This is a genomic window from Streptomyces rubellus, from assembly GCF_036323805.1.
Classification (GTDB): Bacteria; Actinomycetota; Actinomycetes; order Streptomycetales; family Streptomycetaceae; genus Streptomyces.
On record NZ_JAZDCX010000040.1, the window covers coordinates 1 to 19,682 of the forward strand.

General features: G+C 71.3%; 20 protein-coding genes and 2 pseudogenes. 12 read left to right on the forward strand and 10 right to left on the reverse strand.

The features are described from left to right. Nucleotides 1-16 precede the first annotated feature (16 nt). The 7 genes and pseudogenes from V1L54_RS28455 to V1L54_RS28485 form a co-directional block, all read right to left on the reverse strand. Nucleotides 17-1,210, reverse strand: a complete 1,194-nt coding sequence (locus tag V1L54_RS28455) for a CaiB/BaiF CoA transferase family protein (RefSeq protein WP_330121044.1) — start codon at nucleotides 1,208-1,210, stop codon at nucleotides 17-19. Nucleotides 1,211-1,462: 252 nt separating this feature from the next. After that, a complete protein-coding gene (locus V1L54_RS28460; RefSeq protein ID WP_330121045.1) occupies nucleotides 1,463-1,843 on the reverse strand; it encodes a peptidase inhibitor family I36 protein in 381 nt (126 codons plus the stop codon). Between the two features lie 37 nt (nucleotides 1,844-1,880). Then, complete coding sequence (locus V1L54_RS28465) at nucleotides 1,881-2,258, reverse strand: peptidase inhibitor family I36 protein (RefSeq protein ID WP_330121046.1); 378 nt, start codon at nucleotides 2,256-2,258, stop codon at nucleotides 1,881-1,883. A gap of 75 nt (nucleotides 2,259-2,333) precedes the next feature. After that, nucleotides 2,334-3,206: a hypothetical protein gene (locus V1L54_RS28470; protein ID WP_330121047.1), complete on the reverse strand. Its 873-nt coding sequence runs from the start codon at nucleotides 3,204-3,206 to the stop codon at nucleotides 2,334-2,336. 290 nt (nucleotides 3,207-3,496) lie between these two features. Continuing rightward, complete coding sequence (locus V1L54_RS28475) at nucleotides 3,497-4,477, reverse strand: AraC-like ligand-binding domain-containing protein (RefSeq protein WP_330121048.1); 981 nt, start codon at nucleotides 4,475-4,477, stop codon at nucleotides 3,497-3,499. Nucleotides 4,478-4,719: 242 nt separating this feature from the next. Further along, a pseudogene (locus tag V1L54_RS28480) lies at nucleotides 4,720-5,209 on the reverse strand (aminotransferase class I/II-fold pyridoxal phosphate-dependent enzyme); the annotation flags it as partial. After that, complete coding sequence (locus V1L54_RS28485; RefSeq protein ID WP_330121049.1) at nucleotides 5,210-6,061, reverse strand: MerR family transcriptional regulator; 852 nt, start codon at nucleotides 6,059-6,061, stop codon at nucleotides 5,210-5,212. A gap of 345 nt (nucleotides 6,062-6,406) precedes the next feature. Here V1L54_RS28485 and V1L54_RS28490 point away from each other — a divergent pair, with 345 nt between their 5' ends. The 5 genes from V1L54_RS28490 to V1L54_RS28510 all read left to right on the forward strand — a co-directional run bounded on the left by V1L54_RS28490 (nucleotide 6,407) and on the right by V1L54_RS28510 (nucleotide 10,554). Next, entirely contained in the window at nucleotides 6,407-6,925 is a 519-nt protein-coding gene (locus V1L54_RS28490; protein WP_330121050.1) for a toxin-antitoxin system HicB family antitoxin, read from the forward strand. Nucleotides 6,926-7,020: 95 nt separating this feature from the next. Beyond that, nucleotides 7,021-7,863 (forward strand): DUF4097 family beta strand repeat-containing protein, encoded by an 843-nt coding sequence (locus V1L54_RS28495; protein WP_330121051.1) that lies wholly within the window; start codon nucleotides 7,021-7,023, stop codon nucleotides 7,861-7,863. Between the two features lie 85 nt (nucleotides 7,864-7,948). Beyond that, nucleotides 7,949-8,974, forward strand: coding sequence for an ATP-binding cassette domain-containing protein (locus V1L54_RS28500; RefSeq protein WP_330121052.1), 1,026 nt, complete (start codon nucleotides 7,949-7,951; stop codon nucleotides 8,972-8,974). Continuing rightward, nucleotides 8,971-9,789, forward strand: coding sequence for an ABC transporter permease (locus tag V1L54_RS28505; RefSeq protein ID WP_330121053.1), 819 nt, complete (start codon nucleotides 8,971-8,973; stop codon nucleotides 9,787-9,789). The genes V1L54_RS28500 and V1L54_RS28505 overlap by 4 nt, the downstream gene beginning before the upstream one ends. Before the next feature lie 519 nt (nucleotides 9,790-10,308). Continuing rightward, nucleotides 10,309-10,554, forward strand: a complete 246-nt coding sequence (locus tag V1L54_RS28510) for a hypothetical protein (RefSeq protein WP_330121054.1) — start codon at nucleotides 10,309-10,311, stop codon at nucleotides 10,552-10,554. A 231-nt stretch (nucleotides 10,555-10,785) separates the two neighbouring features. On the opposite strand, the gene V1L54_RS28515 is transcribed toward V1L54_RS28510, so the two are convergent. Further along, a complete protein-coding gene (locus tag V1L54_RS28515) occupies nucleotides 10,786-11,460 on the reverse strand; it encodes a lytic polysaccharide monooxygenase auxiliary activity family 9 protein (RefSeq protein ID WP_503676909.1) in 675 nt (224 codons plus the stop codon). Nucleotides 11,461-12,113: 653 nt separating this feature from the next. Here V1L54_RS28515 and V1L54_RS28520 point away from each other — a divergent pair. From V1L54_RS28520 to V1L54_RS28535, 4 genes are all read left to right on the forward strand, one after another. After that, the gene (locus tag V1L54_RS28520) at nucleotides 12,114-12,884 is read left to right on the forward strand and encodes a calcium-binding protein (RefSeq protein WP_330121055.1); all 771 of its coding nucleotides are present in this window, start codon (nucleotides 12,114-12,116) and stop codon (nucleotides 12,882-12,884) included. A gap of 490 nt (nucleotides 12,885-13,374) precedes the next feature. Beyond that, nucleotides 13,375-13,857, forward strand: a complete 483-nt coding sequence (locus V1L54_RS28525; RefSeq protein WP_330121056.1) for a pyridoxamine 5'-phosphate oxidase family protein — start codon at nucleotides 13,375-13,377, stop codon at nucleotides 13,855-13,857. Further along, the gene (locus V1L54_RS28530) at nucleotides 13,854-14,732 is read left to right on the forward strand and encodes a hypothetical protein (protein WP_330121057.1); all 879 of its coding nucleotides are present in this window, start codon (nucleotides 13,854-13,856) and stop codon (nucleotides 14,730-14,732) included. Before V1L54_RS28525 ends, V1L54_RS28530 begins: the two co-directional genes overlap by 4 nt. 93 nt (nucleotides 14,733-14,825) lie before the next feature. After that, nucleotides 14,826-15,329, forward strand: coding sequence for a hypothetical protein (locus V1L54_RS28535; RefSeq protein ID WP_330121069.1), 504 nt, complete (start codon nucleotides 14,826-14,828; stop codon nucleotides 15,327-15,329). A gap of 31 nt (nucleotides 15,330-15,360) precedes the next feature. Here V1L54_RS28535 and V1L54_RS28540 read toward each other — a convergent pair. Continuing rightward, a pseudogene (locus V1L54_RS28540) lies at nucleotides 15,361-15,753 on the reverse strand (helicase-related protein); the annotation flags it as partial. A gap of 326 nt (nucleotides 15,754-16,079) precedes the next feature. Between V1L54_RS28540 and V1L54_RS28545 the strand changes: the two are divergent. Continuing rightward, entirely contained in the window at nucleotides 16,080-17,159 is a 1,080-nt protein-coding gene (locus V1L54_RS28545; RefSeq protein ID WP_503676910.1) for a glycine cleavage T C-terminal barrel domain-containing protein, read from the forward strand. A gap of 743 nt (nucleotides 17,160-17,902) precedes the next feature. On the opposite strand, the gene V1L54_RS28550 is transcribed toward V1L54_RS28545, so the two are convergent. Next, entirely contained in the window at nucleotides 17,903-18,346 is a 444-nt protein-coding gene (locus V1L54_RS28550) for an ATP-binding protein (RefSeq protein WP_330121059.1), read from the reverse strand. A gap of 156 nt (nucleotides 18,347-18,502) precedes the next feature. Here V1L54_RS28550 and V1L54_RS28555 point away from each other — a divergent pair, with 156 nt between their 5' ends. Next, complete coding sequence (locus V1L54_RS28555; RefSeq protein WP_330121060.1) at nucleotides 18,503-19,411, forward strand: helix-turn-helix domain-containing protein; 909 nt, start codon at nucleotides 18,503-18,505, stop codon at nucleotides 19,409-19,411. Next, a complete protein-coding gene (locus tag V1L54_RS28560) occupies nucleotides 19,408-19,653 on the forward strand; it encodes a DUF397 domain-containing protein (protein ID WP_330121061.1) in 246 nt (81 codons plus the stop codon). The genes V1L54_RS28555 and V1L54_RS28560 overlap by 4 nt, the downstream gene beginning before the upstream one ends. Nucleotides 19,654-19,682 lie beyond the last annotated feature (29 nt).

Below are 19,682 nucleotides of genomic sequence, written 5' to 3' on the forward strand. Positions count from 1 at the left end.
GCGGGGTCGTCCGCCGTCACCGCCCGTCGTCCCCGTCGTCCATGGTCCCGCTCCCGTCCCGTTCCGGGGAGGCGGAGGCGGGAGCCGGGGACGGCGGATCCCAGTCGCGGGCCACCGAGGCGGCGTCCGCGCCGGGCGGGGCGGGCGGCCGGGGCGGCGCGGCGGGGGTGGCGGAGAAGCGGGGCGCGGGGGCGGGCTGGGTGACGCCCGCGCGGGTGGTGAAGGTGCCGCGGGCGGCCAGGTGCGGGTGGGCGGGGGCCTCGCGCAGGGAGAGCACGGGCGCGACGCAGGCGTCGGTGCCCTCGAAGACCGCCGTCCACTCCGCCCGGGTGCGGGTGCGGAAGCGGGCGGCGACGGCCGCGCGCAGCTCCTCCCAGCGGGCGGGGTCGTCACGGTGGGCGGCGGTCCGGTCGTCCAGGCCGAGGAGGCGGGCGAACTCCGCGTAGAAGGGCCGCTCCAGCGCGCCGACCGCCATCCAGCCGCCGTCGGCGGTTCCGTAGACGCCGTAGAAGGGGCAGCCGCCGTCCAGCAGGTTGGCGCCGCGCCGGTCCTGCCAGGCGCCGGCGGCCAGCATGCCGTGGAGCATCGCGGTCAGATGGGCGGCGCCGTCCACGATCGCGGCGTCCACGACCTGGCCCCGGCCGCCCCCGGCACGGGCGTGGTGGAGGGCGGCGAGGACGCCGACGACGAGGTAGAGCGAGCCGCCCGCGTGGTCGCCGAGCAGGTTGGCGGGGAAGGCGGGCGGTCCGTCGGCCGGGCCGGTCATGCCGAGCGCGCCGGTGACGGCCAGATAGCCGATGTCGTGTCCGGCGGTGCGGGCCAGCGGTCCGTCCTGGCCCCAGCCGGTCATCCGCCCGTAGACCAGGTGCGGGTTGCGGGCCAGGCACGCTTCGGGACCGACTCCGAGGCGCTCGGCGACCCCGGGCCGCCAGCCCTCGATCAGCACGTCGGCGCGCTCGGCCAGGTCCAGTACGGCGGCGGGGCCGCCCTCGGCCTTGAGGTCCACCACCACGGACCGCTTGCCGCGGCCGGTGACGTCCAGGGCCGGGTCGATGGCCAGCGCCTGGCCGCCGGGCCGGTCGACGCGTACGACGTCGGCGCCCAGATCGGCCAGGAGCATGGCGGCGAACGGGCCGGGCCCGATGCCCGCCAGCTCCACCACCCGCACCCCGGCGAGCGGGCCGCCGCGCCCGCCGCCCTCCGCACCCATCCGGACCTCCGGCCACCGTCCCGGCCGCACCGTCGCGACCGTGTGACACCAATGATGTAACACCGGCGATGCCAGGAACGTGTTCCCTTCCCCACAAGCCCCGGGCGGAGGCGGCGCCGGTGCCGCACCGGACGAACCGAACGGGCCGGGACCGCCGCCGTGCGGGGAGGACGGGGAGCCGCCGCGAGACGCCGCACTCCCCCGGGCCGATGCCGGCCGGGGGGAGTGCGGGGAGGCGAGGCGGTCAGCCGCTCAGCAGCCGTGCGTCCAGGTGTGGGAGCTGCCCCGGTCGTTGGCGTAGGAGTTCCAGGCCACGGAGTCGTTCGGCCTCAGGCAGATGGTCATGGCCCCTGTCTGCCAGAAGTCGTCGTAGACCCGGACGTGGGCGGGGATGCCCGAGCCGGAGATCCCTCGGTTGATCCACGACGAGTCCTTGTTGAGGATGTTGGTCTCCCACCATCCGTCATCGCCGTACCAGTTGACCCACGTGCCGTTGTAGTCGACGTCGGTGGTCGCGCAGAAGTAGCCGCTGGGGCAGTTGTTGGGGTCGCCCGCGTGTGCGGTGCCGGGGACGGCGGCCACACCGGCGAGGGCGAGGACGAGGCCGGTCAGGGCCGTTGCGGTTTTGCGCATGATGGATTCTCCCGTTGGGTGAGGGCGGGTCGTCGTCTCAGCAGCTGTGCGTCCAGGTGTGGGAGCTGCCCCGGTCGTTGGCGTCCTCGTCGTAGAAGACGTAACTGGCCGGCGGCACGCAGATGGTCACCGCGCCGCTCTGCCAGTAACCGTCGTAGACCTTGACGCGGGCGGGCTGACCGCCGCTGGTGGTGCCGCGGTTGGCCCACGCGGAGTCCTGGTTGTTGATGTTGCTCTCCCAGAACCCGTCGTCGCCGTACCAGCTGACCTGCATGCCGGCGAAGTTGGCGTCGGTGTTGGCGCAGAAGTGTTCGTTCGGGCAGACCGGTGCCGCGGCCGATGCCGACTGCGGCACGGCGACGGCGGCCAGTCCCGCCAGGCTCAGGGCGGCCAGCAGCGAAGCGGTTTTGCGCATGGCGATGTGCTCCTTGGTGGTGTGGGAACGGAACCGGCCGGAAAAGGACGGCCGGCCGGGAACCGGTCGACCGGGTCAGTTCGACCGGGAGACGATGTCGGCGGCCCGGGGCAGGGCGTCGAGCCGCATACGGTGCCGCGTCTCGATCTCCGCCCGGCGGAATGCCCTCTCCTGCTCGGCGTAGCGCTCCTCGAGGACTGTGCCGGTGCGTGCCAGTCCCGTCGCGCGGACGCACTTCGCCTCCGCCACGGCCAGGCGGCGCTCCACCGCCTCGCGGGACTCCTCCGGCAGTTCGCCGAAGCGCTCGACGAACCGTTCCCGGAGCTCCTGAGGGCTGTCGGCCGGGTGGCCCGCGCCGGCCATGCAGGAGGACCAGCGGGAGACCGCCTTCTTGTACGCGGGATCTTCGAAGATCTTCGGCGAGCTCTCCGCGTCCAGGTTGTTGACGATGGTGCTGGCCCGGTACCAGGTCGTGAAGTCGCCGTACAGCAGGTGCTGTGCCTCCGACATGCAGCCGTCCTTGCTGCCCTGGATGGTGTAGCCGTTGGTCAGCCGCACGGACACCGTCTGGGCGCGGGTCCCGCCCAGGCTCACCTGGTACTCCTTCTGCCGCTTCGGGGACAGCCCCTCGAAGTAGCGCAGGTTCGCGTTCCGCGCCGGTGAAGGGCGCCCGTGCCGCTCACCGGCACCGGCCTCACCGAATCCGTGAGTGCGAGCCCATGCCACGTCGTTGATGCCGTACGGGAAGATCCGCCGTCCCGGGTTTCGCGCCGTCTGCTCCGCGGGCGGCGCGGAACCGGACGCGTCGCTGTCGTACCAGAAGCCGCGGGCCCGCATGCAGCGCGCGGTGAGAATCAGTTCCGCCCGGTCCAGCGTGCGCAGTTCCTCGGCGGTCAGGTCCTGCCGCCCTTCCCGCGCGGACGGCTCGCCGCGTTCCCGCGCTGTCACCGGACCGGTCCCGGCGCCGTCGTCCGCCGATACGCCGCAGCCAGTACAGACCGCCAATGCCGCCACGAACAGCGCGGTCAGTTCCGTTCGAACCGTATGACGCCGACGCATCGTCCCCCCCAGTGGCCGTTCTCCCCGTGTACCGCCCGCTTCCGGCACGGTGCTCGTGCGACTGCCGGGCAGCGCCGGCCGGCGACGGGTGACTTCCGTTTCCCGTCGACCGCCGGCCCTCCTCGGAAAAGACTGCGCGCCGCGGCCGGGCCTGTCGTTACTCGTGAGCGCACTGGCCTTTAGTCTGCGCGCACTGCCGCGTGCTGCCGGCGGAACTCGCTCGGCGAGAGGCCGTAGGCGCCGCGGAACGCCTGACTGAAGTGCGCGGGGCTGGTGAATCCCCACCGGGACGCGACCGCGCCGATCGGGCGGGCCGCCAGCCGGGGGTCGGCGAGGTCGCGCCGGCACTGTTCCAGGCGGCGTTCCCGGACCCAGCCGGCGACGGTGTGCCCTTCCTGCTGGAACAGCTTGTGCAGGTACCGCAGCGAGATGTGGTGCGCCGCGGCGATCGAGTCCGGGGTCAGGTGGGCATCGCCCAGGTTCTCCCGGATGAAGGCGTGGATCCGGGCCATCAGCGCCCGCCGCCTCGTGTCGGGCGGAACCGTGCCCTGGGTGTCCAGCGCGTCGGCCAGTGCCGTGGTCAGCACGTCGAGCGCGAGGGTGGAAAGCCGGGCGGTGTCGGACGGAGTGAGTTCCGCCATGCGCCGGGCGAGTTGCAGCAGGAACTGCGAGGACAGCGCGCCGATGCCCTGTGCGCCCGGAATGCGGAGTGCGCTCAGGCGCCGCAGGTCCTGGGGAGGCAGCGGCAGCAGCGAACGCGGGAAGCGCAGGAGCAGCAACTGGTTCTCCGGAACGTCCGGAGCGAACTCGGCCGCGTACGGACGCGAGGTGTCGTACAGGACCAGATCCCCGGTACCGAAATCCACGCGCCGGCCGTCCTGCGTGATCGCGCCGCCGCCGTGCACGAAGCAGCCCAGTTTGAACACCTCGGGGTCGGCCCGGCGAATGAGCTTGGGCGTACGGTGGACCGAGTGCGGCACCGCGGTGATCAACGTCGCCTGCACGGGGCCGAAGTTACTGACGGCGACCTGGGCCCGGAACCCGTTCTCCGGCAGCGACGCGCGACGTAAGTCGTAGGGCACCCAGAGCTTGGAGTGCACCTCGCGCCAGAAGGCGAACTGCTCTCCGGGCGATACCCCGGCAGTGCTGATCACATCCATGATTCCCCCTGTCGCTGCCCTTGCGGGACGAAACCGGTACTACCTGAAAGAACCTCAAGCTTCTCGATCGCGCACATTGCGGCGGATACCGTGCCGGTATGTGCCGCGGCAAGCGGCGCCATGAACAGAACAAACTCGCCGGTCCTTTTCTGCCCGGCACCTGCTTCACCGGAGAGCGGCACGCTCCGGTTGCCGCGGCCGCGGCGGTCAAGGGTCCCGCCCCGGAACGGCCTCTCCCGGCCCAGGGCGCCGACCGGCTGCCGGTCGTAGCGGAACTCGCCGTCGTAGTCGTCCTCGGATGAGCAGCCCGCCGCGGGAGCGGGCCCAGTCGACGACCGCCGTCCGGCGCTCCGGATGCAGCGGACCGCCGGTGGGGAACTGGTGCGCGGGCGTGAGCAGTACGGCCCCGGCGCCGGTGGCGGGCAGTTCGGCGATCCGTGCCCCGCGGGAGTCGACGGTGAGCGGGACGGTCCGCAGGCCGGCCTCCTCGATCAGCTCGCGGTGGAAGCCCAGCCCGTAGGACTCCACCGCGACCGTGCCCTCCAGCACGCCGCACAGCAGTTTCAGCGCGTGGGCGAAGCCGGAGCAGATCACGATGCGGTCCGGCTCGGTGCGCACGCCTCTGGCGCGGGCCAGGTACTCCGCGGGCGCCTCGCGCAGTTCGGGCCTGCCGCGTGCGTCGCCCACGCCGAAGGCCTCGTTGGGCGCCGCCGCGAGGGCCCGCCGCGCGGCTCACTCCCCGCCGCTCCCGTCGAGCCTGCTGACCGGCATGGCGGTCTCGACACCGTCCTCGTGCAGCAGTTGGCGCATGCGGGTGAAGTCGGGGTAGGCGCCGTCGAGGGGGTACGCGAACAGCCGGGAGAGCGCGGTGCCGTACTTGGCCATCGAGCTTCTGCCCGGGAGGAATATGGACAGTTCCTCCCGGGCCTCGAAGACCCGCACCTCGGCATCGCCGGGCAGGGCGCCGCGCAGCACCTCCGTCGCCTCCTCGCCCACCGTGACGGGGACGTGCACCAGCCAGTGCGTCCCCTCGGCGGTGACGTCCTGTCCCTTCCACGCCGGGGTTCCCGCGTCCCAGGTCCGCCACGGGACGCCCGACACCGCGGCTCCGCACGCCGCCACGGCCTCGGTCAACTCCCGGACGGCGGCGGCGACGGCGGCCTCGACCTCCTCCCAGTCGTACCGGCCGTCCCCGGCGGGCGGGTCGGGCACCGGCTTCGTCACCACCCTCGCCCCGGGCGCGTGGCGCAGGCTCACCTCCGGCCGCGTGCCGAAGAAGCGGAGGGCGTCCTCGATCGCCTCGTCCTGGGCCTGCCGCGTGCGCCGCACCTGCGCACGGTGCTCCCGCAGCAGGGCGAGCGCCGTGTCCGGCTCCGCCAGAGCGCGCCGGACGAGTTCGACGCTCATCCCCGTACCGCGCAGCACGGTGATCAGCATGACCTGCTCGACCTGGTCGAACCGGTACGAGCGGTAGCCGGTCCGCTCGTCGACGTCGGCCGGGACGAGCAGGCCCTCGGAGTGGTAGAACCGCAGCGTCTGCGGCGGCAGTTGGCACATGTCACTGAATTCGCCGATGGAGAGCATGGCACCATGCTCGTCCTTGCAGCGACTGCAAGGTCAAGCGCCGGCGGTGCGGCGCGCACGGCGCCTCCCGGAATCGGCCCGGCCCGGCGGCAGACCGTGAGGCGCCCGCCCGCCCCCTTCCGGCATCGCGTGGCACCACGCGGCACCGGATGGCGCAACTTGATGCCACATGGCACCATCCGGCACTACACCGCTCCCCCGGAAACACGCGTACAAGCATGGCACCACAACGAACCAGACAGCCTCCGGCGCATTCGCGCAGTTCAGAACACCCGTGCCAGCCGCCGTTCCACAGACACCGCCATACGGCTTGCACATGGCACCACTAGGTGCCACTATGGCACTATGGACCTCACCCCGTATGTCGACACCCTCCGCCGCGAACTCGCGGTGGCCGCCGAGGCCGGCGGCGACGATGCCCGCGAGCTGGCGGAGAGGCTCACCGCTCCTCTGGAGTCGGCGGCCCGGCTGACCCTGCTCAACGTGCTCTCCGCCGCGATGGACGAGATCACCCGAGAGCTCGCCCCCGGCTCGGTCGACGTACGGCTGCGCGGGCTCGACCCCGACTTCGTGGTGACACCACCGCCCGCCGACGGCGGCGCCCCCGCGGAGTTCGCCGCGCCCGTCGAACCGCTCAGGCCCCCGGCCCCGGCCGAGGGCGACGAGGGCGGCACCGCCCGCGTCAACCTGCGTCTGCCGGCCCACCTCAAGGCCCGCGCCGAGGAGGCCGCGAGCCGCGAGGGCCTGTCGGTCAACGCGTGGCTGGTGCGCGCCGTGTCGGCCGCGGTCGAGGGCGGCGCCCGGCCGCGTACGGCGGAGCGGACCCGGACGGTCGGGCAGAGCTTCACGGGCTGGGTGCGCTAGCCGCGCCCCGCCCGCACCACTCCACCCGCACCACTCCACCCACACCACGTCCCACCAGCGGGGACGTCCCAAGGACTCATGAGGACGGGACAGCCATGCCTTCTTTCGACACTCCCGAACCGATTTCGGTCACCGCCTACGTGTACGCCGGCTCCATCCGGTTCACCGCGGGCGACCGCCTCGACACCGTCGTCGAGGTGCGGCCCTTCGACCCGCAGAAGGACCTGGACGTACGGGCGGCCGACCAGACCGAGGTCGCCTGCGCGAACGGCGTCCTGACCGTCACCACACCCAAGGCCAACCTGCTCGGACGCGGCGGCGCCGTCGACGTGACGGTGGAAGTGCCCACGGGCTCGGACGTCGACGTGACCGGTGCCGGGGCCAACGTGATCGGCGAGGGCCGGCTCGGCGAGGTCCGCGTGAAGACCTCGTCCGGCGACGTCCGCCTGGACACCACCGGCCCGCTGCGCCTGAAGGTGCCGCACGCCTCGAGCACCGTCGACCGGGTCGAGGGCATGGCCGAGATCACCAGCAGCACGGGCAACGTGCGCGTCGGTCTCGTCGACGGCCCCGCCGTCCTGAAGAACTCGCACGGCACCACGACCGTCGGCGCCGTGACCGGCGAGCTGCGGGTGAGCGGCGCCCACGGCGGCATCGACATCGCGCGCGCCGAGGCTTCGGTCGTCGGCACCACGACCCACGGCCCCCTGCGCGTCGCCGAAGTCGCCCGCGGCGACGTCCGCCTGGAGACCTCCAACGGCTCCATCGAGGTCGGTGTCCGCGAGGGCACCGCCGCCTGGCTCGACGTCAGCTCCAACCGTGGGCAGGTACGCAACACGCTCGCCGCGTCCGAGGCCCCGGAGCGGACCGAGGACACCGTCAGGATCCGCGCCCGGACCAACTGGGGCAACATCGACGTCCTCCGCGCCAGGGCCTGAGCGTCCCCGCCCCGCACCGCCCGTCTCCTCCGATCCCACCGGTCATCCCAGCCTCCGAACGGGAGGGCTCATGCCTTCATCTGTCATGCCCACATCCAACCAAGGCGGCGGCCACCCGCCGTCGGCCGCCGTCTCCGCCGTCGGCCTGCGCAAGTCGTACGGCGACAGGACCGTCCTCGACGGCATCGACCTGCGCATCCCGGCCGGATCCGTCTTCGCGCTGCTCGGGCCGAACGGCGCCGGCAAGACCACCGTCGTGAAGATCCTGTCCACGCTCATCACCGCCGACGGCGGGCAGGCCCAGGTCGCGGGCCACGACATCGCCACGTCGCCGGCGGGGGTGCGTGCCGCGATCGGCGTCACCGGGCAGTTCTCCGCCGTGGACGGCCTGATCACCGGCGAGGAGAACATGCTCCTCATGGCGGACCTGCACCACCTGCCCAGGCGCGAGGGGCGGCGGGTGGCCGCCGAACTGCTGGAGCGCTTCGACCTCGTCGACGCCGCCGGGAAGCCCGCCCAGAGCTACTCCGGCGGCATGCGGCGCCGCCTCGACATCGCCATGACGCTCGTCGGCAGTCCGCGGATCATCTTCCTCGACGAGCCGACCACCGGTCTCGACCCGCGCAGCCGCCACACCATGTGGCAGATCATCCGCGAGCTGGTCGCCGACGGCGTCACCGTCCTGCTCACCACCCAGTACCTGGAGGAGGCCGACCAGCTCGCCGACCGCGTCGCGGTGCTCGACGACGGCAGGATCGCCGCCGAGGGCACCGCCGAGGAACTGAAGCGGCAGATCCCCGGCGGGCACATCCGGCTCCGCTTCACCGACCCGGCCGCGTACCGGAACGCCGCCGACGCGCTGCGCGGAGCCACCCTCCCCCACAGCGCCCCGCGCGCGGGAGCCGCCCCCGTGGACGAGGCCCTCACCCTGCGGATCCCCAGCGGCGGCAGCCAGCGCGAACTGCGCGCCGTCCTCGACCGGCTGGACTCGGCCGGCGTCGAGGCGGACGAGCTGACCGTGCACACCCCCGACCTCGACGACGTCTTCTTCGCCCTGACCGGTCCCACCGTGCCGGGCCGGCCCGGCCGGCCCGAGGAGGATGCCCGATGAACTCCACCCCGTATCCCGCCCGCCCGGCCCGGATCTCCCTCGCCGTGCGCGACTCGTCCACGATGCTGCGCCGCAACCTGCTGCACGTGCGGCGCTACCCGTCCCTGACGCTGAACCTCCTGCTCACGCCCGTCATGCTGCTCCTGCTCTTCGTCTACGTCTTCGGCGAGGTGATGAGCGCGGGCATCGGAGGCGGCGGGGCGGACCGCTCCGACTACATCGCCTACCTCGTGCCGGGCCTGTTGCTGATGACCATCGGCAGCACCACGATCGGCACCGCGGTGTCCGTGTCCATGGACATGGCCGAGGGCATCATCGCCCGCTTCCGCACCATGGCCGTCCACCGCGGGGCGGTGCTCATCGGGCACGTCGTCGGCAGCGTGCTCCAGTCGGTCGTGAGCGTGGCCCTCGTCGGCGCCGTCGCCGTGGCCATCGGCTTCCGGTCCACGGACGCCACGGCCCTGGAGTGGCTGGCGGCGTTCGGGCTGGTGGCGCTGTTCGCCCTGGCGCTCACCTGGATCGCCGTCGGGATGGGGCTGTCCAGCCCGAACGCCGAGGCCGCCAGCAACAGTGCCATGCCGCTGATCCTCCTGCCGCTCGTCTCCAGCGCCTTCATCCCGGCCGACACGATGCCCGGCTGGTTCCGGCCGGTCGCCGAGTACCAGCCGTTCACCCCGGCCATCGAGACCCTGCGCGGACTGCTGCTGGGCACCGGGATCGGCCACAACGGCTGGCTCGCCGTCGCCTGGTGCCTGGGACTGGCCGTGCTCGGCCACCTGTGGTCCGCGTCGCTGTTCAGGCGCGACCCGAGGTAACGGGAGAAGATCCGTCCGGCGGCCCGAGGACCGCGGCCCACGGCCCGTCCCGCCGGCGTTCTCCACCGTCGGAACAGCGGGAGACCGCGTCCTCGAGGCCGGCGACATCGACGCCTCGAAGGCGTCCCGCCCGCGCTCGAGCCGGACGGGACACGTCGGGGCGTACCCGGCGCCGTCGCCGAACAGGGCACGGGCCAGGTTCCGTTCGGCGGCCGGGGGGACGGCGGGGTCGCCGTGCGGGGCGCTCCGCAGGCGACCGGGACCCGCCAGGTGACGGCCCCGGCGTCGCGGGCGCCCACTCCCCGCCTCCGGCTCCCGGCGCGGGGAGCGCCCCGACAGGTGGAGCGGCGACGCGTGAGGGCTCATGCCCCGGCCGGTCGACGTGACGCGGACCGGTGCCCCGCCCCGCGCCCCGGTACGCCGGCGGGCCGGTCTTGGCGTGTCCCCCGGGCGGAGAGGAGATTTGTCCCGGCAAGCCGACAACGGCTCCCACCCCCCGTTCCTTTCAGGAGGAGTCCCATGCTGCTCACGCGTGCCTGCGTCACCGCGGTCGTCGCCGCCGGTCTGTTCGGCGTCGCCGGGACCGCGGTGGCCGCCCCCACCGTCAGCCGGTTCGACGACGGCAGCTTCGAGTACCCCGCGGTCGCGGCCAGCACGTTCCGGACGGCCGGCCCGGACATCACCCGGGGAGTGGTCGTGGTGGCGGCCGAGGACGTGGCGGCGGCGCGGGTACGCCGGGCGGCGCGATACGCCCCGGTGGGCTGACGGTGCCGAGGATTCTCCATGGCCGTTGAGTGCCGGAGTCGTACGACGAGACGGTGGGGAGCCGGTACCGTGCGACTGCCGCGCGATCGGGTGTGTTCACACCAGGAGCGCAGAGAGCTCCGTCGGGGCAGGGTGACCGAATGGGTCCCCTGCCCCGACGGAGCTCGGTCGGCCGGGCGGTGGGTTACCGGCGCCCGGCAGAGGCCGGTGCCGTGTGCGGCGCTCTCCGGCTCAGCCGAAGTTCACGTCGCTGCACCACATGTAGGCCTGGTCGAGGTGCGAGGCCTGCCAGATCACGAACAGGATGTGGTGTCCGGTGTAGCCGGAGGTGTTGACATTGAAACTGATGTCCTGCGCCGGGGCGAAGCGGCCGGTCTGCGTGATGAAGTCGAGGTTGCCCCAGCCCAGGGTCTGGGTCTTGGGGTTGAAGCCCTGCTTGCTCACGTAGACCCTGAAGTAGTCGGCACCGTGGGACGCCTGGTCGTGCAGCTGGACCGTGAAGTTGTTGCTGACGTTGGTCGTCTTCCACTGCCCGGGCCTGTCCAGGCTGGCGTTCCTCGAGAGGTTGTTGCTGCAGAGCGTCCCGTCGGGGGTCCGCGCCTGGAACTGGCCACCGAGGCCGTCGCGGAGCGCGCTCATCCAGTTCCACATGGTGTCGGGGTTGGCCTGGAATGCCTGATAACACATGGGGTCTTCGGTCTGTATGGCCGGGCTCGTGTGGTTGCTGCCCCACGTCTTCCAGCACTGGTACGCGCGGGAGGCGGGGTTGACGATGGTGCCGTGAGCCTGGGCGGGGGCCGACCAGGTCAGTGCGCCGACGACCACGGCGAACAGCATGACGAGCGCCTGGATAGGCCGGCGGAGGGCCGACCGGGAACGCCCGGTCAATGGGCTCTGGTTGCGCATGTGGGGGGAACTCCTTCCAGCTACGGAGCACTATGGGAGCGCTCCCAACAGTACGACTTCTGAGTGAAATGTCAATGAAACAAACGGAGTTGATTACAGGGATGGGCGGCGAGCACCTCCACGGTCGCCGCCTCGTGCCAGTGCGACACGACAGCCCCCGCGCCAAGGGCCTCTTCGACCACCGCCGATACCGCCCCGCGCACCCGCAGCGGGCACTCCCGCCACGTCCGGAGCGGCCGGGGCCTCGACGAGCTCCTCCCGGTCGGTCACCCGACGCTCCAACACCGCTTCCGCCCCGGCGAATCCGACCGCGATTCGTTCCGCCTGAGGGCGAAGCTCCTCCGCCCGCACCCGGGCAGCCGCCTTCCGTTCCTCCGACAATCCCAACCGTCGACTGCGTCGGCCAACTCACCTTCGCTGAGCCAGAATCGAGCTGGCGAACCCTGCCACGGCGACACCGGGAACATGCCTGACCAAAGAAGCCCAACCATCACATCCGGAGGGACATCGGCTTGCCATGGCGCCGCGTCAATTCGCGGTCTTGCAGATCCGGGCCAGCAGGGGAGACTGCCTTTACGACCGGGGCCGCCCGGTCCCCGGCAGCACCACGCCAAGCAGGTCGGTCCACCGTCACTCCACCGAGATGAGGTCTCATGAACCGAAACCGAGCCACCGTCAGCGCGGTCGCCGTGACCCTGTTCACCGCCGGCCTCGCCGTCGGCCCGGCAGCCGCCGCCACCGCCGCCGAGGCGAAGGCCCGCGTCGGAGCCGACTGGGCAACTCAGTCGATCGTCTTCACCGCCGCTGCAGGACAGACCAACGACCTCAACATATTCTCCATGTACACCAGCGACGGGATCCGGCGGATCGGCTTCAGCGACGTGGTCCCGCTCGAACCGGGCGACCACTGTGCGTACTCCAGACCCGAGGACACCACCTCCGTCGTCTGCGAACTGCCCGCCGACAGCCCCCGGCCCGACAGGATCGACGTCTTCCTCGGCGACGGCAACGACACGATCGCCGCCTTCACCCCCGGGATCGGCACCGTCAGCGGCGGCCCCGGCGACGACGAACTGCACGCCCACACCGCACGCACGGTGCTGGGCGACGCGGGGAACGACATGGTCATGGGACCCGCAGCCCTGCACGGCGGCGACGGCATGGACCACCTGATGGGTGACAGCAGCAACCAGCAGATGTGGGGCGGCCGGGGCGACGACATGATCGAGGGCTACGGCGGTGACGACACCGTGCACGCCGGCCCCGGCGACGACCACGCCATGGGCGGGGACGGCCGCGACATCGTCCTCGGCGGCCCCGGCAACGACACACTGGACGGCGGAGGCGGCGACGACCTCGTCTGCGGTGGCACCGGAAAGGACGCCCTTGAAGGCGGACCCGGCCGCAACATCGTCCTCCCGTAACAGGAAATGGCGTAACCCCGGCTGCCGCCCCGAGAGACCCGCCGAGTGTGGTGGGAGCCGTGGCTGCCACTGCGGCCCCGCACAGCGCTCCTGCCGCACCACCAGCGAGTAACTCCCGCGACATCTCCCCAGAGAGAGCCTTGGTGTCTCCCTGGGCCAGATGTACACCGCCGGTGATGAGATCACCGGCCGGGCCGAGGCCGGTTTCGGGCGGTCCTCCCCCGGCGATGGCTGCCGGTCAGCGGTGAGGACCGGAACGCGTCGGGTGAGGCGATGCCCGAGTACGCCGGAGGAAGCGCCGGTCCGGCCATTCTCCGTACGTCCGCCGACACGGGCCTGCCCCGGGCTGGTTGCACGGCGGAACCCCGGTCCGCGAAGGGCCGCCGGTAAGGCGCCGACGGTTTCCGGACGGCGGCTCACGGCCGCGTGTTCTCCCGGTCCGGAGAGACGTACGACCACAGACCCCCGGCACGGAGGTGGCTCGACGGCGATGCTGGACGACGACATGCGCCGCCTGGTCGCGGCACAGGGACTGGGCTTCGTCGCCACGGTCCGCCCGGACGGCGCCCCGAACCTGTCCCCCAAGGGAACGACGGAGGTGTGGGACGACGAGCACCTGGTCTTCCCGGACCTGTACTCGCCGGGCACGGTCGCCGACCTCGCCGGGAGTCCCGCGGTGGAGACCAACGCCGTGGACCCGGTCCGGCGCAAGGGGTACCGCTTCCGCGGAGTGGGCGAGGTGTTCACGGAAGGGGAACCGTACGACCGGATCGTCCGCCGCTTCGAGCGGAAGCGCGGCACCGACCCGGCGCGCGTCAACTCCGCCGTCCTGGTGCGGGTGCCGGGGGCTGAGCCGCTCATCTCGCCCGCGTACGAGGGCGGTGCCACGGAGGAGGAGATCGCCGCGCGCCGGCGCGCCCGGCCGGCCTCCGGAACGGATGCGACCGGCGACGGTCGGGGGGAGCCCGGGTGAGTACGGAACCGACGGACACGGCGCGGCCCGGCGTGGCCCCCGGCTCACGGCGGACCGCCGGGACCATGTTCGCCGCCCTGTACGGGGACCTGGTCCCGCACGACTGGCTCGGCCCCGAGCCGGAGAACGACGCGTACTCGCTCTTCCACCACCGCTCGCTGGCCATGGGCTGGCTCGACGACGTGGGCACGGTGATCAGTGCCGACGTGCCCGGGGGCCGGGCCGTCGGCGCGGAGGGGCTGTGGGCCATGAACGACGCCGGGTGGGGCCGCCCGCTCGCGCCCGACACGGCGCGGTCCGCACCGGCGGCGTGGTTCCAGGTCGAGGCGCAGGCCGTGCCCCGCGACCGGCCGCTGCCGGTGCAGCCGTTCCTGCGGTGCGCCGGGGACGCGGTGGCCCGTTTCGGCACCCTGCACCTTGCGGCCGTGCAACTGCTGCTGCCGGTTCAGGGCCTCGCCCCCTCCTCGCGTCCGTCCGGCGCCTTCCTGCCGTCGATGCATTCGGTCTCCTGGTTCGGCGACACCGACCCCCGGTCCCGGACCCGGGTGGAGGTCGGCGTCAACAGCGGCCGCAACCCGCGGATCCCCGCCGTCGCCGAGCAGCTCGCGGACACCCTCGGGCAACTGAACCAGCACGTCCTCGTGTGCACGTCGTACGAGACCGGCAGTCCGCGAACCGCTCCCGCTCCCCCGTTCCACGACACCTTCTGGAACGGCCCGCCCCTGCACGGGGTGACCCTGCGAGGGGAACTCGCCGAGTGGTCGCTGGACGCGGTCGGCTCGCTGGGCGAGGTGATCGCCGACCTCGGCGCCCACCTCGGAGTCCGCTCACCGCTCCTGCTCACCGTCACCCGGAGCGCCGACGCCCGCGCCTGAGCCGGGCCGGCCGATGCCCGCCCGAACGCGCAGGTCGCGCAGGTCCCGCAGGTCGCGCAGGTCGCGCAGGAGCTCAGTATCTCGCGGGAGACGGTGCGCAAGTGGCGGTCCAGGTTCGCTTCCGGCCGTCTTGAGGGGCTGGTCGACGCTCCGCGCTCCGGCTGCGGGCCTCCTCCAGTGCCTCGCCGAGTCCACCGGTGGCGAAGGCGCGCAGTTCGGCGGCCGCCCGCGGGCTCACGCCGGTGCCCTTCTCCTCGTCGTACGGCGGGAAGAGCGCGAGGAAGTCCCCGGCCGGCCGCTCCCCGGCGGCGAGCGCGGCGCGGCGGAACTCGGCCGACCAGCCCGACTGCCCGAACGGGGCAGCCGGCCCGAACAGTTCGGTGGCGTGTCGCGGCAGCGGCAGGACGGGCTCGCCGTCGCCGTCCGCGCCCGCCAGCCGCCCGGCGCCCGCCAGGTCGAGCAGGTACGCCGGGTACTGGCGGCGCAGGATCTCCACAGCGGACAGGAAGCAGCCGGGCGGCCGGATGTCCCCGGCGATCATCTGCCGGGGGTCGTCCAGGTAGTTGCGGTCCTTGGGGCCGCGGTCGACCAGGGTGAGCAGGTAGGCGTTGCCGGTGGCGCGGCCGGCCCGGCCCACCCGCTGCACGTAGTCGGCCGGGCCCTTGGACAGCGAGGCGAGGATCACCGCGGACAGGTCGCCGATGTCGACGCCCAGTTCCAGGGTGGGGGTGCGGGAGAGGACCTGCGGGTTGGCGTAGTGGACCGCGGTGCCCGCCCGGAACGCCTTCTCCACCGCCTCCCGCCGGCGGCGGCTGAGGATGCCGGTGTGTTCGGCGGTGTTGACGGTGAGGACCCCGGCCTCGCGGTACTTCCGGCGGTAGAAGTCCTCGGTGAAGTCCCGCTGCCGCACTCCGCCCTCGGGGTCCCGGCCGGTGCGCAGCAGGCCGCCGCACCGGTAGCGGGGGCAGGACTGCCCGACTCGCCCGGATACCAGAGCCTCACCCGGCTTCGCGTAGATCATTTCGCTGAGAAAACCTGGCTGGATCGCGTCGGCTACATCCAGGAATACGCTATGTTCGATTCGCCGGCTTGCAGCGAGAATCGCTGCCCGCCACGTATGTCAATGAACCGGCACCGAGTCAGGTAGCCGCGGGAGGAGATAGCGTGACGAGCGAGTCTGACAAATGGGCGGATCCAAACTTCTCATCGGTCGATCAGTCGGATCGAACAGTCCCTGTCAACCTGCGCCAAACGGGTCGGCCTGACGTCAAGCTCCTGATATCGACACGCGCTCGGAAATCGCCATATTGGCACCTGGCGATTGAGGCGGGATGCTGGCGCGCAGAGGTGTACAACCGTATGTACCTGCCCAGAGGATACGTCCCTGAGAGGGACGGCGGGTCCACGGCCGAGTACGAGGCGTTGACACACCGAGTGACGTTATGGGACATCGCGGCCGCGCGGCAGATTCGAGTGCAAGGACGCGAGGCTACCGAGTTTGTCAATTACGTCGTAACAAGGGACGTCACGCGACTAGCGCCCATGCGGGCGGCGTACGCGGTACTTTGCGATTCCAGTGGTCGGATGATCAACGACCCGCTGTTGCTGAAGATTTCCCCCGATGAGTACTGGTTCAGTATTTCCGACTCGGATCTGTCGCTGTGGCTGAAGGGGGTGAATGTCGGCAAGGGGTTCGATGTTAAGATCCAGGAGATCGACGTGTCGCCCGTCCAGATCCAGGGGGCGGAAGCAAACAGGCTGATGGTCGACCTCATCGGTGACGCAGCCTCTGAGATGCCCGCGTTTGGGCTGTCGGAGGCCGAGATCGCCGGGCTTCCGGTACTCGTTTCGCGAACCGGGTTCTCCGGTGAAGCCGGATATGAGGTCTACCTGAAGAATTCGAGCATTCACGCAGAGCAGATGTGGGATGCGATCCTTCGAGCAGGAGAGAAGTACAGGCTGGCAGTAACCGGCCCCATCCAACCCCACCGGATCTCGTCAGGGATACTCGCATGGGGTCAAGACGTTGACAACGAAATGGTCCCTTTTCAAGTCGGGCTGGCGGCCCACATTCCCCGCAACAAGGCGTCAGATTACATCGGCCGGGACGCCCTCGAACAGATGCGGACCGAAATTGCTGCCGGAAACCATCCATACAAACTCACAATGGTGGGGTTGAGGATGGAAGGGGAACCGATCTCGGACTATCTGCCTGACTTCTGGTTGGTTGCGCCTTCGCCAGACTCGGAGCCGGTGGGCTTTGTGACTTCCGCTTCATACGCCCCGAAACTTCAAACAAACGTTGCCTTGGCCCGCCTGCCAGTCGAACTCGCGGTTCCAGGGACACAGGTGTACGTACTCGAGCCGACCATTGACTCGACGAGCAGGATTGTCCCAGCAGTGGTCTCGGCTTTTCCAATCGAGTGAAGCATCCTGACTTCGGTTTTTCGTGACGGTCCGCTGATTTCTTCGGAGGACCAGGTACTGGTCGTTGTGGCTGGGGACGGTGACGGGGGTGACGGCCAGGGAGGTGTCGTTGTAGGGGCGGAGGGTGAAGCCCCGCTCGACGCCGGTGTCGGTGCCGTACAGGTGCCACCACTGCTGCTTGCTGGTGGCCGAGCAGGTCCTGGTGGAGATCACCTTGCGGTTCTCCACGCTCGCGGGCTGGAGGCAGATGTCGTTGCCGCCCGCGTTCTTGATCAGGAACGTGGTGGTGCTGCCGTTCACGGACTGGTAGGTCCACTTCTCGGTGTCGAGAACGACGTTGTTGTGGTCCTCCCAGATGTCCACGAACGTCGTGGGGTTCTTGGAGAAGCCGTTGGGGGTGATGTGCTCTCCGGTCTGGGTGTGGCCGATGAAGACCTCCTGACCGGTGGGGACGGACACGGACGGGGCCGCGACCGCCGTGGTGGGCATCAGAGCGGTGAGGCCCGCCAGCGCGGCAGGGCCCAGGAGGCGGAGGACGGTCGTCTTGGTCATGGACGTTTCTCTCCTTGTGATCGCCGGATAACGGCGCCGCCCATCCTCGGCCCGTGCCGCTCGGCCGGGAGCGCAGAATGCTTTTCCCCTCACCCGGACTGATGTACGACGGGCATGTCTGCCGTTATGCGTCGGTTCCTCCTGTTACAGACCGGTTCGGGCCGCCTCCGGCGCGGCCCCGGCGGCGGGTGTCAGTGCGGTGGCAGGTCCAGTTCGGCGTGGACGGTCTTCCCGGACGGCTCGCGGTCGCGCACCTCCCAGCGGTCGGCCAGCGCCTCCACCAGCAGCAGCCCGCGTCCGCCGTCCGCGTCGGGCGGCGGCGCCGGCACCCCGGCGGCCGGGCGGCACCCGCCCCGGGCGTCGGAGACGTCGATCAGGAGCGTGCGCGGCCCGAGGCCGAGCCGCAGCTCGAAGTCCCGGCCCGGTACGCGGCCGTGGGTGGCGGCGTTCGCGGTCAGCTCGGCGACGATCGACGCGACGGAGTCGGAGAGCGCGGAGCCGTACGGGACGCCCCACTCGTGCAGCCGGTGCGCGGCCAGGTGCCGGGCGAGCCGGGCGCCGAGCGGGGTCGAGCTGAACCGCTGGGTGAACACACGTACGGTGACCGCACTCTGAGGGGTGAAGGGCTGTGCCATGCCCCCATCCGACCGACCCTGAGAGCGTTTCACCAGCTCAGCGGCTCATACGCTCCGCACCCGTACCAGCACTTTTGGTAGACAGCGAGCATTACCCCCCGTGACGATTGAGGCACGTGACGGATACGTCGGATGTGCGTACGGGAGGGAGCCGCCATGGCTGACGGTACGAAAGAGAACACGGGCAACGCCGGGAACGCGGGCGGGGACGAAGCGGCGAAGCCCGCGCCGGGCAACGGCAGGAAGGGCGGCGGCAACCACGAGCCGGAGACCTCGGAGAGCCTCAAGGTCTTCGGCGAGGTCGTCAAGTCGTTCCGCAAGCGGGCCGGCCTGACGCAGGAGGAACTGGCGCCGCAGGTGCGGTACTCGCTTCCCACGGTCGCCTCCGTCGAGCAGGGCCGCCGCTTCCCGCCGCACGACTTCGTCGAGCGGGCCGAGGACGTCCTGGACGCCTTCGGCACCCTGCGCGGCGCGTCCCGCCACCTGTCGCGCAAGCCGGGGCTGGCGCGCTGGTTCCGCGAGTGGGCGCAGTTGGAGCAGGAGGCGATCAGCCTCTCCACGTACGAGTGCCGCCTGATCCCGGGCCTGCTCCAGACGGAGGCGTACGCCCGGACGCTGTTCGTGAACCAGCTTCCGCCCTGGAACGACGAGCAGATCGAGGCCCAGTGGGCGGCGCGCGAGGAGCGGCAGCGGCTGCTGCGGGAGCGCCCCAACACCGCGTTCAGCTTCATCCTGGAGGAGCACCTGTTCCTGCGCCCGGTGGGCGGGCCGGAGGCGATGCGCGCGCAGATCGGCCGTGTGCTGGAGCTCGCGGAGCTGCGCAACGTGGAGATCCAGGTGATGCCGCTGGGCCGGGTGCACGCGGGACTGGACGGTCCCATGCGACTGCTGGAGACCCCGGACAACCGGTGGTTCAGCTACTCCGAGGGGCAGGAGAGCGGCCAGTTCTGCTCCGTCTTGAAAGTGCTCAGTACGCTCCAGATGCGATATGCCAGGATGCGCTCACAGGCTCTCTCACTCGAAGACTCCGTGAGCCTGCTGAAGCGGATGCGAGGAGCAGCATGAGCAGCACGGAACTGACCTGGTTCAAGAGCAGCTACAGCGGCGGCTCCGGCGACGACTGCGTCGAGGTCGCTCTCTCCTGGCACAAGTCCAGCCACAGCAGCGGCTCCGGCGACGACTGCGTCGAGGTCGCCGCCTGCCCCGGCACCGTCCACGTCCGGGACTCCAAGGACAAGACCGGCCCGCAGCTCGCCGTGGCCCCGGAGTCCTGGCGCCGCTTCCTGTCGTACGCGGCCCGGGACTGACGCCCCTGCGCACGGCGGTGCCCCGCACC

Coding starts and splice junctions, on each gene's coding strand:
- V1L54_RS28515 (WP_503676909.1), bottom strand. CDS start 11,460: ATGCGCAACCAGAGCCCATTGACCGGGCGTTCCCGGTCGGCCCTCCGC.
- V1L54_RS28490 (WP_330121050.1), top strand. CDS start 6,407: ATGGACCTCACCCCGTATGTCGACACCCTCCGCCGCGAACTCGCGGTG.
- V1L54_RS28525 (WP_330121056.1), top strand. CDS start 13,375: ATGCTGGACGACGACATGCGCCGCCTGGTCGCGGCACAGGGACTGGGC.
- V1L54_RS28555 (WP_330121060.1), top strand. CDS start 18,503: ATGGCTGACGGTACGAAAGAGAACACGGGCAACGCCGGGAACGCGGGC.
- V1L54_RS28550 (WP_330121059.1), bottom strand. CDS start 18,346: ATGGCACAGCCCTTCACCCCTCAGAGTGCGGTCACCGTACGTGTGTTC.
- V1L54_RS28520 (WP_330121055.1), top strand. CDS start 12,114: ATGAACCGAAACCGAGCCACCGTCAGCGCGGTCGCCGTGACCCTGTTC.
- V1L54_RS28500 (WP_330121052.1), top strand. CDS start 7,949: ATGCCCACATCCAACCAAGGCGGCGGCCACCCGCCGTCGGCCGCCGTC.
- V1L54_RS28455 (WP_330121044.1), bottom strand. CDS start 1,210: ATGGGTGCGGAGGGCGGCGGGCGCGGCGGCCCGCTCGCCGGGGTGCGG.
- V1L54_RS28465 (WP_330121046.1), bottom strand. CDS start 2,258: ATGCGCAAAACCGCTTCGCTGCTGGCCGCCCTGAGCCTGGCGGGACTG.
- V1L54_RS28510 (WP_330121054.1), top strand. CDS start 10,309: ATGCTGCTCACGCGTGCCTGCGTCACCGCGGTCGTCGCCGCCGGTCTG.
- V1L54_RS28495 (WP_330121051.1), top strand. CDS start 7,021: ATGCCTTCTTTCGACACTCCCGAACCGATTTCGGTCACCGCCTACGTG.
- V1L54_RS28485 (WP_330121049.1), bottom strand. CDS start 6,061: ATGCTCTCCATCGGCGAATTCAGTGACATGTGCCAACTGCCGCCGCAG.
- V1L54_RS28475 (WP_330121048.1), bottom strand. CDS start 4,477: ATGGATGTGATCAGCACTGCCGGGGTATCGCCCGGAGAGCAGTTCGCC.
- V1L54_RS28560 (WP_330121061.1), top strand. CDS start 19,408: ATGAGCAGCACGGAACTGACCTGGTTCAAGAGCAGCTACAGCGGCGGC.
- V1L54_RS28505 (WP_330121053.1), top strand. CDS start 8,971: ATGAACTCCACCCCGTATCCCGCCCGCCCGGCCCGGATCTCCCTCGCC.
- V1L54_RS28460 (WP_330121045.1), bottom strand. CDS start 1,843: ATGCGCAAAACCGCAACGGCCCTGACCGGCCTCGTCCTCGCCCTCGCC.